The sequence below is a fragment of the Streptomyces sp. NPDC018000 genome (assembly GCF_044328025.1).
Lineage (GTDB): Bacteria > Actinomycetota > Actinomycetes > Streptomycetales > Streptomycetaceae > Streptomyces.
Genome location: NZ_JBIRGM010000004.1, coordinates 78,206 through 93,070 on the forward strand (window position 1 = coordinate 78,206; position 14,865 = coordinate 93,070).

12 protein-coding genes are annotated in these 14,865 nt (G+C 70.2%); 4 read left to right on the forward strand and 8 right to left on the reverse strand.

The window, feature by feature from the left end; translation table 11 throughout:
• Positions 1 to 36 precede the first annotated feature (36 nt).
• The 3 genes from ACH4EW_RS12085 to gcvPA are packed head-to-tail and all read right to left on the reverse strand — an operon-like array spanning position 37 to position 4,273.
• Complete coding sequence (locus ACH4EW_RS12085; protein ID WP_398254951.1) at positions 37 to 1,308, reverse strand: ATP-NAD kinase family protein; 1,272 nt, start codon at positions 1,306 to 1,308, stop codon at positions 37 to 39.
• Positions 1,305 to 2,897: an aminomethyl-transferring glycine dehydrogenase subunit GcvPB gene (gcvPB, locus tag ACH4EW_RS12090; protein WP_398254953.1), complete on the reverse strand. Its 1,593-nt coding sequence runs from the start codon at positions 2,895 to 2,897 to the stop codon at positions 1,305 to 1,307. The genes ACH4EW_RS12085 and gcvPB overlap by 4 nt, the downstream gene beginning before the upstream one ends.
• Entirely contained in the window at positions 2,894 to 4,273 is a 1,380-nt protein-coding gene (gcvPA, locus tag ACH4EW_RS12095) for an aminomethyl-transferring glycine dehydrogenase subunit GcvPA (RefSeq protein ID WP_398254956.1), read from the reverse strand. The genes gcvPB and gcvPA overlap by 4 nt, the downstream gene beginning before the upstream one ends.
• 136 nt (positions 4,274 to 4,409) lie before the next feature.
• Here gcvPA and ACH4EW_RS12100 point away from each other — a divergent pair, with 136 nt between their 5' ends.
• From ACH4EW_RS12100 to ACH4EW_RS12110, 3 genes are read left to right on the forward strand one after another with little or no spacing between them, the layout of a single operon-like run.
• A complete protein-coding gene (locus ACH4EW_RS12100) occupies positions 4,410 to 4,967 on the forward strand; it encodes an extracellular solute-binding protein (protein ID WP_398254959.1) in 558 nt (185 codons plus the stop codon).
• Positions 4,964 to 7,003: a beta-galactosidase gene (locus ACH4EW_RS12105; RefSeq protein WP_398254961.1), complete on the forward strand. Its 2,040-nt coding sequence runs from the start codon at positions 4,964 to 4,966 to the stop codon at positions 7,001 to 7,003. The genes ACH4EW_RS12100 and ACH4EW_RS12105 overlap by 4 nt, the downstream gene beginning before the upstream one ends.
• Positions 7,000 to 9,213 carry an MGH1-like glycoside hydrolase domain-containing protein gene (locus tag ACH4EW_RS12110; RefSeq protein WP_398254964.1) on the forward strand — a complete coding sequence of 738 codons (2,214 nt, stop codon included), beginning with the start codon at positions 7,000 to 7,002 and terminating at the stop codon, positions 9,211 to 9,213. The genes ACH4EW_RS12105 and ACH4EW_RS12110 overlap by 4 nt, the downstream gene beginning before the upstream one ends.
• A gap of 115 nt (positions 9,214 to 9,328) precedes the next feature.
• Here the strand turns inward: ACH4EW_RS12110 and ACH4EW_RS12115 are convergent, their stop codons facing one another.
• From ACH4EW_RS12115 to ACH4EW_RS12135, 5 genes are all read right to left on the reverse strand, one after another.
• On the reverse strand, positions 9,329 to 10,201 hold the full coding sequence (locus ACH4EW_RS12115; RefSeq protein ID WP_398254966.1) for an amino acid ABC transporter permease: 873 nt from the start codon (positions 10,199 to 10,201) through the stop codon (positions 9,329 to 9,331).
• Positions 10,198 to 10,842, reverse strand: coding sequence for an amino acid ABC transporter permease (locus ACH4EW_RS12120; RefSeq protein WP_398254969.1), 645 nt, complete (start codon positions 10,840 to 10,842; stop codon positions 10,198 to 10,200). The genes ACH4EW_RS12115 and ACH4EW_RS12120 overlap by 4 nt, the downstream gene beginning before the upstream one ends.
• Before the next feature lie 17 nt (positions 10,843 to 10,859).
• Positions 10,860 to 11,771 (reverse strand): glutamate ABC transporter substrate-binding protein, encoded by a 912-nt coding sequence (locus ACH4EW_RS12125; RefSeq protein WP_398254971.1) that lies wholly within the window; start codon positions 11,769 to 11,771, stop codon positions 10,860 to 10,862.
• A 14-nt stretch (positions 11,772 to 11,785) separates the two neighbouring features.
• Positions 11,786 to 12,529: an amino acid ABC transporter ATP-binding protein gene (locus tag ACH4EW_RS12130; protein ID WP_398256001.1), complete on the reverse strand. Its 744-nt coding sequence runs from the start codon at positions 12,527 to 12,529 to the stop codon at positions 11,786 to 11,788.
• A 124-nt stretch (positions 12,530 to 12,653) separates the two neighbouring features.
• Positions 12,654 to 13,094, reverse strand: coding sequence for a DUF6278 family protein (locus ACH4EW_RS12135; protein ID WP_398254973.1), 441 nt, complete (start codon positions 13,092 to 13,094; stop codon positions 12,654 to 12,656).
• Positions 13,095 to 13,616: 522 nt separating this feature from the next.
• Between ACH4EW_RS12135 and ACH4EW_RS12140 the strand changes: the two genes are divergently transcribed.
• Positions 13,617 to 14,795: a Cmx/CmrA family chloramphenicol efflux MFS transporter gene (locus tag ACH4EW_RS12140; RefSeq protein WP_398254976.1), complete on the forward strand. Its 1,179-nt coding sequence runs from the start codon at positions 13,617 to 13,619 to the stop codon at positions 14,793 to 14,795.
• The last annotated feature ends 70 nt before the right edge of the window (positions 14,796 to 14,865 follow it).

A 14,865-nucleotide genomic window follows, 5' to 3' on the forward strand; every position in this document is an offset into this window, starting at 1 on the left:
CCTTCCGGGGGTACGGGGGTCATGGGAGGCAAGGGGTCATCCGGCCACGCGGTACAGCGATGTGCGCCGTCTGCCGGTGATGACGGGGAGGTGGCCGGACAGCTCCCGGTCGAGCGCGTCGTCGCCGGTGTCGAGGAGAAGTGGGCGGCCGCCGAGCGCGGCCAGTTTCTGTTCCGTGCACAGCACGAGCAGGCGCTCACGGCCGCCCGCCGCGCGCAGGACTCGCGGCGAGATCTGCTGGTTGCCGCGGCCGAGGAGGAAGCCCTGGTTTCCGATCGGGGAGAGGGCGATCCAGGCCGGGCCGATGGCGAGGAGGGCGTCCTCGCCCGCGTCACGGGCCATGATTCGCGGCCGGTGGCCGGGCCGCAGGCGGAGCACGTCGACCCCCGTGAGGGAGACGTCCGCGCCGAGTGTCGTCGCGACCGCCCGGGTGGTGCTGCCGGGGCCGAGCACGAGCAGCCCGTCCCCGACGCGCTCGGCGACGTCGGTCGCGATGCCGCCGACCTCCTCGGGCGCGGTGGTGGTGCTGCCGGTCTTGCGCTGCTGTACGCGGACCGGCACGTCGGGGACGGGCAGCCAGCCGAAGAGCCGTGAGGTGACGCGGCCCTCGCTGAGGGCGTCCTCGTCCCGGTCCATCACCTCGGCGTCCCGCAGCCGAACGGTGCTCGTGCGGGCGAGCCACGCCGCCGCGACCTCACCCGCGGCGCGCGGGCTGACGGCGAAGACGGCCGAGTGCATCTTCACGCCGGTCGGCACGCCGAGAACCGGGCAGGGCGCTCCACGGAGGGCGTCGAGCACGTCCCGCGCGGTGCCGTCGCCGCCGGCGAAGAGCAGGAGGTCGACGCCCTCGGTGACGACGGCCCGCACCGCGGCGGCCGTGTCCGCGGCCGAGGTGTCCCGCCCGGCCCCGGCGGCGTACACGACCCGCCCCGCAAGCCCTGCGGCGGCGACGGAGTCAGCGCCCATGCGGCCGGCGGCGGTGACGACGAGGAGTCCGGAGCCCGGCGGGTGACCGACCGGAGCGATGGCCGCCGAAGCGGCGCCGGCCTGTGTGTGCCGGCCGGGCGTGGGGTGCGCCGCCGCTGTCGGCTCGCTGCCTCGACCGTCCCACGCAGGACACCCGACCCCTGTCAACTTCCCCGATCTCACCGTCAGTTCACCCAGAGCCGCAGCGGCACGCGCACCCGCCGAGGGGCGTGCGCCCAGCGAGAGCGCCACGCGGGGCCGGTCGGGGCCGTCGGTGCCGCCCAGGCCCACTCGGCCGCCGAGGCCGGCGACCGGGTTGACCACCAGGCCGACCCTCGTCACCGGCCGGCCTCGCCGAGGACCTTGCGGCGGTAGGCGCGCCAGGAGACCGCCCAGGTCGCCGGGTCGTCCAGGGCCTCGGGGCGCACGCGGTGGATGGTCGAGCGGTGCGGCGCCGTGCGCACGGTCTCCGGGTCCTCGTAGGCCTCACGGGCGATCTCCGCGAGGATCGCCGCGTATTCGTCGAGGTCGGCGCGAGTGTAGGACTCGGTCGGCTCCAGCGTCATGGGTTCCGGTACGACGTACGGGTGGTGGCTGGTCCAGTAATGCGTGCCGAAGTCCGCGGCGCGCAGGCCGATGTCCTCGGAGTGCAGGCCGGTGTCCTCGTGGAGCTGCTCCCAGCTGTAGCGGACCTGCTCGACGCGCGGGCGCCCGGCGGCGTAGGGGACATGGACGCCCGGGATCTGCCGGACCTTGTGGAGCAGGTAGTTGTTGTTGAGGACCGCCGTCTCGGCGGCGGTGCGCAGGCCCTCGGCGCCCAGCGACATGATCCACGCGTAGGCGCGGACCAGGTTCGGGACGACCCCGTAGAACGGCCGCATCTTGCCGACGGACTCGGGCCTGTCGTCGTCGAGACGGTACGTCGAGCCGTCGAACTCGACTGTGGGGCGCGGCAGATACGGGGCGAGTTCCGCGGTGACCGCGCACGCCCCGGCCGCCGGGCCGCCGCATGCGTGCGGCGTCGAGAATGTCTTGTGCAGGTTGAAGTGGCACAGGTCGAAGCCCGCGTCCCGCGCGCGTGTGATGCCGAGGATGCCGTTCGCGTTGGCCTGGTCGTACGAGCACAGGCCGCCGGCCTCGTGCACGATCCGTACGAACTCCTCGATGCGCGGGTTGTAGATTCCCGTGTCCTCGGGGTTGGTGATGAGGAGCGCCGCGGTGCGCGGACCGACCGCCGCCCTGAGGGCCTCGATGTCGGGGTAGCCGTCGGCGTCCGGGTGGAGGGTGATGACCTTGAAGCCCGCCGTCTTCGCGCAAGCCGCGTTCGACGGGTGGGAGAAGATCGTCGTGATGACCTCGTCGCGCTGCTCCAGCTCGCCGCGCGCGGCGAAGAAGGCGCGGATCATGGCGACGTTGGTGTAGATCGCGGCGGAGCCCGCGCCGGGCTGGAGCGAGACCCGGTCCATGCCGGAGATCTCCTTCAGGAGCTGCTCCAGACCGTGGATGATCCCGAGGACGCCCTGCACCGTGTCCTCGTCCTGGAGGGGATGCAGCGCCGCGATCCGCGGGTCGCGGACGAACTGGTCGTTGACCTTGGGGCTGTATTTCATGGTGCAGGTGCCCTGGCCCACGTCGATGTTGAGGTCGGCGCCCAGGTTCTCCTGCGACAGGCGCAAGTAGTGGCGCAGGACCTGCTGTTGGGAAATCTCCGGCAGGGCGGGCGGTTCGGCTCGGCGCAGGGCGGCGGGTATGGCGACCTTCTCGATCGACGGGTCCGCAGCCGGTACGAGGACTCCTCGCTCGCCCGGCGAACCGAGCTCGAAGATCAGCCTCTCGTCCCAGGATGCCTGCTGGAAACGGCGCAGGCGCGGCTTGTCGGCGATGCGCGCCTCCTCGTGGGAGACGGACACGGGCGCGTGCGGGGCGGTCACTTGACGATCTCCTCGAGGGTCGCGGCGAGCCGGTCGATGTCGGCCTTGGTGTGGACTTCGGTGACGCAGTAGGCAGCCTCGTACGCGCCGGTCGGCACACCGCCGAAGATGCCGCGCTCCTTGAGGCCGGCACGGATCTCGGCGGCGGTTCTGCCGCCCGTGTAACGGACGGTGAAGTCGGCGAAGTGCAGGGCGTCGCCGTACGGGATCTCGATGCCGGGGACTTCGGCGAGGCGCCGGCGGGCGTACGCGGTGAGCGCGAGGATCGTGTCGCCGATCTCCCGCATGCCCTGCGGTCCCATCAGCGCGAGATAGACCCCGGCGCCGATGCCGTGCAGCGCGGCGGCCGTGCCGACCCACTCCTTGCCCTCCTCGCGCAGCGCGAAGGAGGTCCGCTCGTAGGCGACGTCGCCGAAGCCGTACTCGCCCTCGACGGTTGTCGGCACAAGACCGAACAGGCGTGACGGGTACTCGGCGACCAGCGCCTCCTCGTCCCGCGTGGCGATGAAACCCGCGTTGCCGCCGCCGAAGCTCTGGTGGAGGCCGAGGGGCTGGATGTCGCCGCACGCGATGTCCGCACCGTACGCAGAGGGCGGCGCGAGCACGCCGAGCGTGAGCGGATTGCAGCCGACGACGTACAACGCTCCTGCGGAGTGGGCGAGTTCGGCGAGGCGGGGCAGCGCATCGTCGACGATGCCGTACGCGGAGGGTGTGTCCGCGTACACCGCCGCCGTGTCACCGGCGGCGAGCGCCGCGCGCACCGCGTCGAGGTCGGCGCAGCCGGTCTCCGGGTCGACCGGGACCACTGTCACGTCATGGTCGGGGCGCACGTAGTCGCGCAGGCGGGAGAGCTTGTCGGCGTCGATCGCGGTGGCGACGACCACGCGGCGGCGGCCCGTGATCCGGCCGGCCATGCGCAGCGCGGTTCCCGAGGCCTGGAAGCCGTCGTACACGGGGACGTTGACGATCTCCACATCGAGCAGCTCGGCCATCATCGACTGGTACTCCCACAGCGCCTGGAAGCGCCCGTGGTCCTCGTAGGGCTCGCCCGCGTACGCGGTGAGGAACTCACTGCGGTTGACCACCTCGTCCACGACCGCCGGTACGTGGTGCTGGTAGCAGCCGGAGCCGAGGAAGCTGAGCGCCTGCCGCGTCGAGGTGTTGCGCCCGAGCAGCTGCTCCATGTGGCGGGTGAGTTCGGCTTCCGAACGCAGCGGGGCCGGCAGGTCCAGGGGGCGGCGCAACCGGACGGCGTCCGGGATGTCGGCGTAGAAGTCCTCGACGCTCGTTGCGCCGATCTCCTCCAGCATCGCCTGCCGCACGGCCGGTACCGCGTTCGGGATGTAGGGGTGGACGGGGTTTCGGGGTGACGTCATGCCGCGCCTTTCGCGTGAGCCGACGGAAGTCTGAACCACGGCAACAAAAGTCTTTGTGTGTACACCTCTTGACGACGGGCTCCGTCATTCAGTGTTCTGAATACAGCATTAGGCATTGGGACTTCGGGAGGCAAGAGTGCCAACAGCACCCACCCGACGGGTTGTTCCGACCGCAGGTCTCGCAGCCGCGGCATCGTCCCTGGTCAGCGGATGCGCCATGGGCGGTGCGGGCGGCGGAGGCGCTCGCGACATCAGTGACATGGGGGGCGACGGAACGGACAAGGCAAGCGGAAAGATCACCGTCTGGTCGTGGGACGTGGCCGCCAAGGCCATGGAGCGCCTCGCCCGCACCTTCGAGCAGCGCCACCCCGGCACCACCGTCGACATCGGCTACGACAACGCCTACGACAAAATCACCGTCGGCCTGCGCGGCGGCTCGGGCCTCGCCGATGTCCTCACGGTCGAGGGCAGCCACATGCCGCGCTACACAGGCAACTTCCCGAGCGGCTTCTACGACCTGACGAGCCTCGGCGGCCGCTACGGCGGGGACTTCGACCGCGCCGCGTGGCGCACCGTCACCGGCGAGGCCGGCGCCGTCTTCGCACTGCCCTGGGACACAGGCCCCTGCGCGCTCTACTACCGCACGGACCGCTTCCGCGCCGCCGGACTTCTCGGTGGGGCGGTGAAGGGATGAGCCGCCTGACCCGCGTCCCGGGTGTCCTCTACGGCGGTGACTACAACCCCGAGCAGTGGCCCGAGGACGTCTGGGCCGATGACGCCGGACTGATGCGCGAGGCCGGTGTCACCATGGTGACCGTCGGCGTCTTCTCCTGGGCGCGTCTCCAACCCGGCCCGGACACATGGGACTTCGCCTGGTTCGACCGGCTCCTCGATCTGTTGCACTCCCACGGCATCGCCGTCGACCTGGCCACCGCGACCGCTTCGCCGCCCGCATGGCTGGTCCGCGCCCACCCCGGGATCCTGCCGGTGACCGCGGACGGCGTACGTCTCGAATTCGGCTCGCGGCAACACTACTGCCCGTCCTCGCCCGAGTACCGCGCCGCCGCCCTGCGCCTGACCCGCACCCTCGCCGAACGCTATGCCGACCACCCGGCCCTCGCCCTGTGGCACATCCACAACGAGTACGGCGACCATGTCACCGAGTGCTTCTGCGCCCACTCCGCCGACCACTTCCGGGCCTGGCTCACCGACCGCTACGGCACGATCGACGGCCTCAACCACGCCTGGGGCACCGCGTTCTGGTCCCAGCGCTACGGCACGTACGAAGAGATCGAACCGCCACGCACCGCGCCGGGTCCCGTCAACCCGACGCAGCTCCTCGACTGGCGGCGCTTCTGCTCCGACGCCCTCCTCGACTGCCACCGCGCCGAGCGCGAGGCACTCAGGGAGCTGAGTCCGGACACCCCGGCCACCACCAACTTCATGTCGATGTTCAAGGCCCTCGACTACTGGAAGTGGGCAGCGCACGAGGACCTCGTCTCCGACGACGCCTACCCGGACCCGGCCGACCCGCGCGCCCATGTCAACGCGGCCCTCAACTATGACCTGATGCGCTCCCTCAAGGGCGGCAGGCCCTGGCTGCTCCTCGAACAGGCGCCGTCCGCGGTCAGCTGGCGGCCGGTCAACGTCCCCAAGAAGCCCGGCCTGCAACGCCTCTGGTCCCTCCAGGCCCTGGCCCGCGGCGCCGACGGCATCATGTACTTCCAATGGCGAGCCTCCCGCGCCGGCGCCGAGAAGTACCACAGCGCGCTGCTCCCGCACCGCGGCACCGCCTCCCGTGGCTGGCGTGAGACCGTCCGCTTCGGCGCCGAACTCGCCCGGCTGGGCGAGGTCACCGGCGCCACCACCACCCCGGCGGACGTGGCGATCGTCCTCGACTGGGACTCCTGGTGGGCCCTGGAGGCCGACGACCATCCTTCGGCCCGCATGCGCTGGCCCGACCTGCTCCGTCCCTGGTACGCCGCCCTCCACGCCCGGGCCGTCCCGGCCGACTTCGTGCCCCCGGACGCCGACCTCGACGGATACCGGGCGGTCCTCGCGCCCAACCTCCACCTCCTGCGGCCCGAGAACGCCGACCGCATCGCCGCCTACGTCCGCGATGGCGGCCACCTCGTGTGCGGCCCCTTCAGCGGCGTCGTCGACGGCCACGACCACATCCACGACGGGGGCGCACCGGGACCGCTGAGGGAGGTACTCGGCGTGTCCGTCGACGAGTTCTGGCCGATCCCCGACGTCGAGGTGGTGCGGCTCGCCTCCGGAGCCGAGGCCACCTTGTGGAGCGAGTGGATCGAACCCGACGCCCCCGACACCGAGGTCGTCGACTCGTACGCGTCCGGAGAGCTGACCGGGCGCCCCGCCGTCACCCGCCACCCCTACGGCACCGGAACCGCGTGGTACGCGAGCGCCCACCTCGGCGACGGCATCGCAGCGCTGCTCGACGACGCGCTGCGCGCCGCGGGCGTACGCCCCGTGCTCGACGTCCCCGGCGGGGTCGAGGCGACCGTCCGACGCGGCGAGCGGGCCACGTACCTCTTCGTCCTCAACCACAACGACCACCGCACGCGGACGCCACTGAGCGGCCCGTACGCGGCCGGCGGCACCGACCTGCTCACCGGAGCCCGTGTCCGCGACCACGTCGGCCTCGGCCCGCTCGGCGCCGCCGTCCTGCGCATCGCCACCACCGACTCCCAGGGAGAGACCCACACGTGACCGGACACCGGCCTCTGAGCGCCCTCACCGCACTCCTCCTCGCCGTCGGCGCCCTCGCCGTGCCGCAGTCGGCCTCCGCCCACGGGCGCCCGGCGCCACCGCCCTCGTACGCCGACGTCCTCGATCTGCACGGCACCCCCACCGCCGCCCTGCCCGGCGACGGCAAGGACGACAACAACCCCGTCACCGTCTTCGCCGACCAGGGGGCCTGGCACGCCTACGCCCTGCCGAAGGCCGGCGACAAGCACACGTACGGAGGCTTTTCCGGGCCCCTCTACATCGCCCAGGAATACCCCTGGTGGCTCAGCAAGTCCTTCAGTCGCATCCGCCTCACCGAACACGGCCGCACCCTGGACCTGGCCGAGGGAGGCGCGCCACGCTTCACCTCGCTCCCGGGCCGGCTCCTCCAGTCGTACGACCTCGGCCGCGGCCTGCGCCTCACCCTCGAACTCCGCTTCGCCACCGGCCGCAGCGCCCTGGTGCGGGCCGAGATCCGCAACACCGGCCCGGCGCCCCGCACACTGGGCGCCGACTGGACAGGCAGCCTGCTGCGGCCCGCCGACCGGCCGATGCGCGACGCGCCCTCACTGACCGCCACCGGCTCCGGTGTCGGCGTCGGCTTCGCAAAGGTCCGCGAGACCTGGGACTACCTCACCGACGGCACGGAGCGCTTCGAGGTCACGCACAAGGACGCCGTCCGCACGACGGTGGACGGCGACACGTACCGCACCGAGGTCACGAAACCGGTGACCCTCGCGCCTGGCCGCTCGCACAGCTTCGACTGGACCGAGTCCTACACCTTCACCGCCGCCGAGCGCGCGAAGGAGAAGGCGAAGGTCCGTGACGTACTCGCGCACCCCGACGCCGTCGTCTCCGCCTCCGACGCGCGCTGGCGGGGCTATGTCGCCGGGGTGACCCGGGGCGTGCCGGCGGACCGGCGGCGCACGGCCGTGAAGTCGCTGGAGACGCTCGTCACCAACTGGCGGGGCGCGGCAGGGCAGATCAAACACGACGGGATCACGCCGTCGATCTCCTACAAGTGGTTCACCGGCGGCATCTGGGCCTGGGACACCTGGAAGCAGGCCGTGGGCACGGCACGCTTCGCGCCCGACCTGGCCGAGTCGCAGATCCGCGCCATGTTCGACTGGCAGATATCCCCCGACTCCACGACCCGTCCGCAGGACGCCGGGATGATCCCCGACGTCGTCTTCTACAACGACCCCTCGCGCGACGGCGGCAACTGGAACGAGCGCAACTCCAAGCCCCCACTGGCCGCCTGGGCGGTCTGGGAGGTGTACGCGAAGAACGGGGACAAGGCCTTTCTGCGCGAGATGTACCCGAAACTCGCCGCCTACCAAGCCTGGTGGTACCGCAACCGCGACCACGACCACGACGGCCTCGCCGAGTACGGCGCCACCGTCGACCCCGCCAACGACTCGCCCGAGGAGCGGCGTCTTGCCGCGGCCTGGGAGAGCGGCATGGACAACGCGCCCCGCTTCGACGGCGCCCTCGGCACCGGCGTCGTCGCCAACCACGCGGCCGACGGAACACTCCTCGGCTACTCCCTCAACCAGGAGTCCGTCGACCTGAACTCCTATCTCGCCGCAGATCAGGGCTACTTGGCGCGCATCGCGGGTGCGCTGGGCCGCGGCGCCGACGCCCAACGGTGGAAGCAGCGGTCCGCCGCCACGTCCGCCGCCGTCCGCATGACGATGTACGACCCCGAGGACGGCTGGTTCCATGACACCGCGCTCGACACCGGCGCACCGCTCACGGCCCGCGGACGCGGCATCGAGGGCGCCGTCCCGCTGTGGACCGGCACAGCGTCCGAGGCGCAGGCCCGTGCCGTGCGCGACAAGCTGACGGATCCCGGGGAGTTCGCCACCACCGTCCCGTTCCCGACCGTGGCCAAGAGCTCCCCCTACTTCTCGCCGACCGCGTACTGGCGCGGCCCCGTCTGGCTCGACCAGGCCTGCTTCGCCCTCGGCGGCCTGCGTCGCTACGGATACGGCAAGGATGCGGACGCCCTGACGGACCGGCTTCTCACCCACGCGTCGGGTCTCACGGGCAACGGACCGATCATGGAGAACTACGACCCGACCACCGGCGCGCCGCTCAACTCCCCCAACTTCAGCTGGTCCGCGGCGCTGCTGCTGCCGATGCTGACAGGAGACTGTGCATCGAGCACAGCCCGACCGGCTCGCAGCTGACCTTCTCCTCGCCCCCGGCGGACCCGTCGTACGTGTCCGCCGGGGGCGAGAAGTGATCACCGGCTGCTGCCGGGCGGGCACTGCTCCTCGGGGACCGCTTCGCAGCGGCTCCCGGCTACTGCACTCCCGGCAGCAGCGTTCCTGGTTCGGCCGGTGCGACTGCCACGGCCTTCGTCTTCGGACTGCGCCGCTCCTGCTTGGCCACCCATGTCGCGAACCAGGAGAGCAGCATGCACATTCCGATATAGATCGGCGAAATCACCATCACCACAGGGATGAAGGGAAGATCGTAGTCGAGGTTGGACGCGATGAGCTTGCCCGCGTGGAGGAATTCCTCGTAGGTGATCAGATAGCCGAGCGAGGTGTCCTTCAGCGCCACCACCAGCTGGCTGATGATCGCGGGCAGCATGGCACGCACCGCCTGCGGGGCCAGTACGAACGTGGTGACCTGCGTCTTGCGCATCCCCAGCGCGTACGCGGCCTCACGCTGGCCGCGCTCCACCGAGTTGATTCCGGTACGGAACACCTCGGCGAGCACCGAGCCGTTGTACAGGGTCAGACCGGAGACCAGCGCGGGCAGCGGCTGCACCTTCAGTGCCACGAAGATGAAGAAGATCATCACCAGTACGGGCATGGCCCTGAAGAACTCGACCAGCAGCGTCGAGACCCAGCGCACGGCCCGGTGGTCGGAGAGCCGGCCGACGGCGAGCACTGCCCCAAGCACGAGGGAGAGCACCGCGGCGTACCCGAACGCCTTGAGGGTGTTGCCCAGTCCGCGCAGCAGAAGTTCCTGAATGCCCTTGTAAGCGAAGGGTGTCCATTTGGCGCTGGTGAACTGTCCGGTGTCGAAGAGCAGATGGACGACCCAGCCGGCCACGGCGAGGATCAGGACCGTCGAGACGATCCCGTACAAGCGATGGCGTCTACGGGTGACCGGGCCCGGGATGTCGTAGAGCGCGGTGGGGGACGGCGCGGTGCGGGTGGTCATCGGGCGACTCCCCAGCGGTTCTCCAGCACATTGAAGAGCGCGCTGATGGACAGGGTGATGACCAGGTAGCCGACGGCGATCCAGACGAAGGTCCAGATGATGCTGTAGCCCAGCTCGTTGAGGGTCTTGTAGGTGCCGAGGAGCTCGGTGACGCTGAATGCCCCGGCGATCGCCGAGTTCTTGGTGAGGGCGATCAGCGTGGAGCCGATCGGCGGGATCACCGATCGGAACGCCTGCGGCAGCACGATGCTGTTCAGCGTCTGACCGAACGTCATGCCGAGGCTGCGGGCCGCCTCCCCCTGCCCCGTCGGCACGGTGTTGATACCGGAGCGCAGCACCTCGCAGATGAACGCGGAGGTGTAGCAGCCGAGCGCGAGGACCGCGAAGACCTTGAAGGGAAGCACCAGGCCGAAGCGCGGCAGCCCGAGCAGGACGGCGAAGAAGAGCAGCGTCAGCGGGGTGTTGCGCAGCACCGTCACCCAGACCGTGCCGAACACCCGGAGCGAGCCGACGGGCGCCACCCGGCAGGAGGCCATGACGAAGCCGAGGAGCAGGGCCAGGATCGAGGAGTAGACGGCCAGTTCGACCGTGCCGAGGAAGCCCTGGCGGTAGAGCGAGAAGTTCTCTGTGAGTACGTCCACGGTCGATGCCCGCCCTCTCAGGTCGCCGGGTAGCGGTCGATGGGCGGCGGAGTCGGTGCGGGCGCCCCCGACAGACCGAGTGTGGCCTCGAACGCCTTCTTCCAGTTGCCGTTCTTCTCGTTTGCCTCCAGGGCGTCGTTGAGGGCGAACCGCAACGCGTTGTCGCGGCGCGGTACGCCGATGCCGTACGGCTCCTTGGAGAACGGCTTGCCCACCACCTTCAGCTCCTTGGGCGCCTTGGCGGCGAAGCCCAGCAGGATCGCGTCGTCGGTGGTGACGGCGTCGACCTGGTACGTCAACAGGTTGTCGACGCAGATCGAGTACGTGTCGTAGGCGACCAGGACCGCCTTCGGGTAGTCGGCGGCGATGCGCTGGTACGGGGTCGATCCCGCAGCCGAGCAGACGGTCCTGCCGGCCAGGTCCTGCGGGCCGTCGATGTCGTGTTCGTCGGTGCGGACGAGCAGTGACTGTCCGGCCATGAAGTAGGGCCCGGCGAATCCGACGAGCTTCTTGCGCATGGCGTTGATGGTGTAGCTGCCGACGTAGTAGTCGATCTGGCCGTTCTGAAGCGCCGTCTCGCGGTTGGCGGAGGCGATGGTCCTGAAGCGGGTCGTCCTCGGGTCGAAGCCGAGCGAGGCCGACATCATCCTGGCGATCTCGATGTCGAAGCCGGAGTAGACACCGGTGGCCGGGTCCTTCTCGCCCAGATAGGGCTGGTCCTCCTTGGCCCCGACCCGAAGGTATCCGCGCTCCTTCGCCTTCTTCCAGGTCGGCGATTCGGGCAGCCGGAAGCTGGTGTCGACCGTGTATACGGGCAGCTGCCCGGGCTTCGGGCCCTTCACCGGCGGGCTTCCTTCCTTGCCGCAACCGGCGGCGAGCACGGCCAGCAGGAGACCGGCGCAGAGAGCCAGAACTCTTCTCGTACGCAACACGGAGATCCCCGTCAGTGCTTGAGGATCTTGGACAGGAAGTCCTTGGCACGGTCACTCTCCGGAGCGGTGAAGAACGCCTCGGGAGTGCGGTCCTCGACGACGCGGCCGTCGGCCATGAAGACCACACGGTTGGCGGCGGAGCGGGCGAAGCCCATCTCGTGTGTGACGACGACCATGGTCATGCCGTCCCGGGCGAGCTGCTGCATGACCTCCAGCACCTCGTTGATCATCTCCGGGTCGAGCGCCGAGGTGGGCTCGTCGAAGAGCAGCGCCTTGGGATCCATGGCGAGGGCGCGCGCGATGGCCACCCGCTGTTGCTGGCCACCGGAGAGCTGTGCGGGGAACTTGTCGGCGTGCGAGGCGAGTCCGACCCGCTCCAGCAGCTCGCGGGAGCGCCGGTCCGCCTCGTCCTTCTTTCGCTTGCGGACCTTGAGCTGGGCGAGCGAGACATTGGCCAGCACGGTCTTGTGCGCGAACAGGTTGAACGACTGGAAGACCATACCCACTTCGGCCCGGAGCTGGGCCAGCCCCTTTCCCTCCGCGGGAAGAGGCCTGCCGTCGATCGCGATGTAACCCGATTCGATCGTCTCCAACCGGTTGATGGTCCGGCAGAGCGTTGATTTACCGGAGCCGGAGGGACCGATGACCACTACCACTTCCCCACGACCGACGGTGAGACTGATGTCCCGCAGTACGTGCAACTGCCCATAGAACTTGTTGACGTCCCGCAGCTCGATCAACGGATCGACGGCCATACGCTGCCCCACCCACTTGTCGCTATGTCGAGGTCAGCGCAAACTATCCAGCGCGAAAAAGGGGCTTCGCCTCCGACACGCATAAATGAGACATAAGGCTGCTTATCTGGTTCTGGTGGAAGCTCTATCCCTCGGCCGACTCCGAGTACACCTGCGAAAGCTCGGGGCTGCCCGTCATCGCCCAGTCCAGCCCGGCCTCGACCACATCGATCTCCCGCCCCGAGGCAAGCCGCACCACGGGCTGCCCACTCGGCCAGATGCTCCAGACCGCATCGGGGACGTTGCGCACCAGAACCGTGCCCAGGTACAGCCCCGCATCGTTGCCCAGCCAGGGCAGCTCCTCGGGATCGTCGCGCCAGCGCGGCGGCAGCTGGTCGAGAGCCGCCAACGAACCGGGGCTGTCATCGAGTTCGAGCCCCCGCTGCCCCGCCCGGACACGCAGCAGCTCGCACTCGGCGAGAAGCTCGGCCACGCCCGCGGGATCAGCCGCGGCGGCAGCTGAGAGCCCCGCCCCTCGCGTACCGTCATGACGCTTACGCCAGTTGTCCAGGAAAGGGATGTTCATGCCACTCAGGGTCGCATCCCTGGCGTGTTACGCACCACAAGGCGCGCGGCCTGTCGTTGCAGTGCTGAACCGGACGCGAGCACCCCGGCCGCGCGCCGCCGTGCGCACCGCCCGCAACCGCCAGGCTCCGGCGCTCCGGTGCTGCGGCGGAGAATGGGGTGGAGCGAGGAGATCCGCACTGGTAGCTTCGCAATCATGTCCAGCCCCGAGTCCGACAGAGACTAGCCACCGGTCCACCGGTGGCTGATCCGCTGTCGAGGTGATCCCGTACGGCCGAGCACCGGCCGTGGGGTCGCTGCTGCCTGGCTGCCGCCGCAGGACCACCGCAGTGTGGGCTGCGCCTTCCCGTATGCGCTCGTGATCCATTCGTGCGCAGATTCTCCGGCTCCGGCGTCTGCCGGGCTGTCGAGTCCCGTCCATGAACACCCCGGACGTTCTTCCGTGTTGCCGCTCGTCATGACGGGCGGGCGCGGCCCACACCCCCTTCCTGGTCCATCCATCAGCCGTCCATGGGGTTCCTTCATGCCATTTGCTGTCTATGCACTCGGGCTCGCCGTCTTCGCCCAGGGCACATCCGAATTCATGCTGTCCGGTCTGGTCTCGGACATCGCCTCCGACCTCCACGTATCCATTCCGGCCGCGGGGCTGCTCACCTCGGCCTTCGCGATCGGGATGGTCGTCGGGGCGCCGTTGATGGCGCTCTTCAGCCGGAACTGGCCGCGCCGTCGTGCCCTGCTGTTCTTCCTCGGTGTCTTCGGCGCCGTCCATGTCCTCGGCGCGCTCACGCCCAGCTACGGGGTGCTGCTCGCGACGCGGGTCGTCGGGGCGCTGGCGAATGCCGGTTTCTGGGCCGTGGCCCTGGTGACCGCGGTCTCCATGGCCGGCCCCGAGGCACGGGCACGCGCCACGTCCGTGGTGGTCGGGGGCGTCACCATCGCCTGTGTGGCCGGGGTGCCCGCCGGTGCGGCGCTGGGCGGGCACTGGGGGTGGAGGTCGGCGTTCTGGGCCGTGGCCCTCGTCTCCGTACCGGCCGTCGTCGTGATCGCAAGGACGATTCCGGGGACACGGCCAAAGTCCACCCCCGCACCCGCACGCGACGAACTGCGGGCTCTGGCCCGTCCGCGGCTGCTGCTGACCCTGCTGACGAGTGCCCTTGTGCAAGGGGCGACGTTCTGCGCGTTCTCGTACTTCGAACCGCTCGCCACCCATGTCACCGGACTCGGTACCGCCTGGGTGCCCACCCTGCTCGCGCTGTTCGGCCTGGGTTCGTTCGTCGGGGTCACCGTCGCCGGCCGGATCACCGACACTCGGCCGGTCGCCCTCACCACGGCCGGTCTGGTCTCGCTCGCCGTCGGCTGGACCGCATTCGCGCTGACCGCGGGGAGCCCGCTCGCCACGGTCGCACTCGTCTTCGTCCAGGGTGCGCTTGCGTTCGGCACCGGGACGGCGCTGATCTCGTGGGTATTCCGGCTGGCGGCCGACGCACCGACTCTGTCCGGCTCGTTCGCCACATCCGCGTTCAATGTGGGCGGAGCGCTCGGCCCCTGGTTCGGAGGGCTCGCGATCGGCGCGGGGTTCGGCTTCCGGTCGCCGCTGTGGGTGAGCGCGCTGCTGATGGTCCTGGCGCTGTGCACCGCCGGGGCGTCACTGGGGATGCGCCGGGCCACCGATCGGAGCCAGGACAAAGTTCCTGCGCTCTGACGGGCAACGGAGGAAGCCCCGCCCGGCGCTGAACGGGCGGGGCTGTCCTGGTCACAGCGAGCAGTCGTAA

Excerpts from the sequence above, each read along its gene's own strand:
- gcvPA (WP_398254956.1), bottom strand. The coding sequence starts at position 4,273 with ATGACGTCACCCCGAAACCCCGTCCACCCCTACATCCCGAACGCGGTA.
- ACH4EW_RS12130 (WP_398256001.1), bottom strand. The coding sequence starts at position 12,529 with ATGGCCGTCGATCCGTTGATCGAGCTGCGGGACGTCAACAAGTTCTAT.
- ACH4EW_RS12135 (WP_398254973.1), bottom strand. The coding sequence starts at position 13,094 with ATGAACATCCCTTTCCTGGACAACTGGCGTAAGCGTCATGACGGTACG.
- ACH4EW_RS12105 (WP_398254961.1), top strand. The coding sequence starts at position 4,964 with ATGAGCCGCCTGACCCGCGTCCCGGGTGTCCTCTACGGCGGTGACTAC.
- ACH4EW_RS12140 (WP_398254976.1), top strand. The coding sequence starts at position 13,617 with ATGCCATTTGCTGTCTATGCACTCGGGCTCGCCGTCTTCGCCCAGGGC.
- ACH4EW_RS12115 (WP_398254966.1), bottom strand. The coding sequence starts at position 10,201 with ATGACCACCCGCACCGCGCCGTCCCCCACCGCGCTCTACGACATCCCG.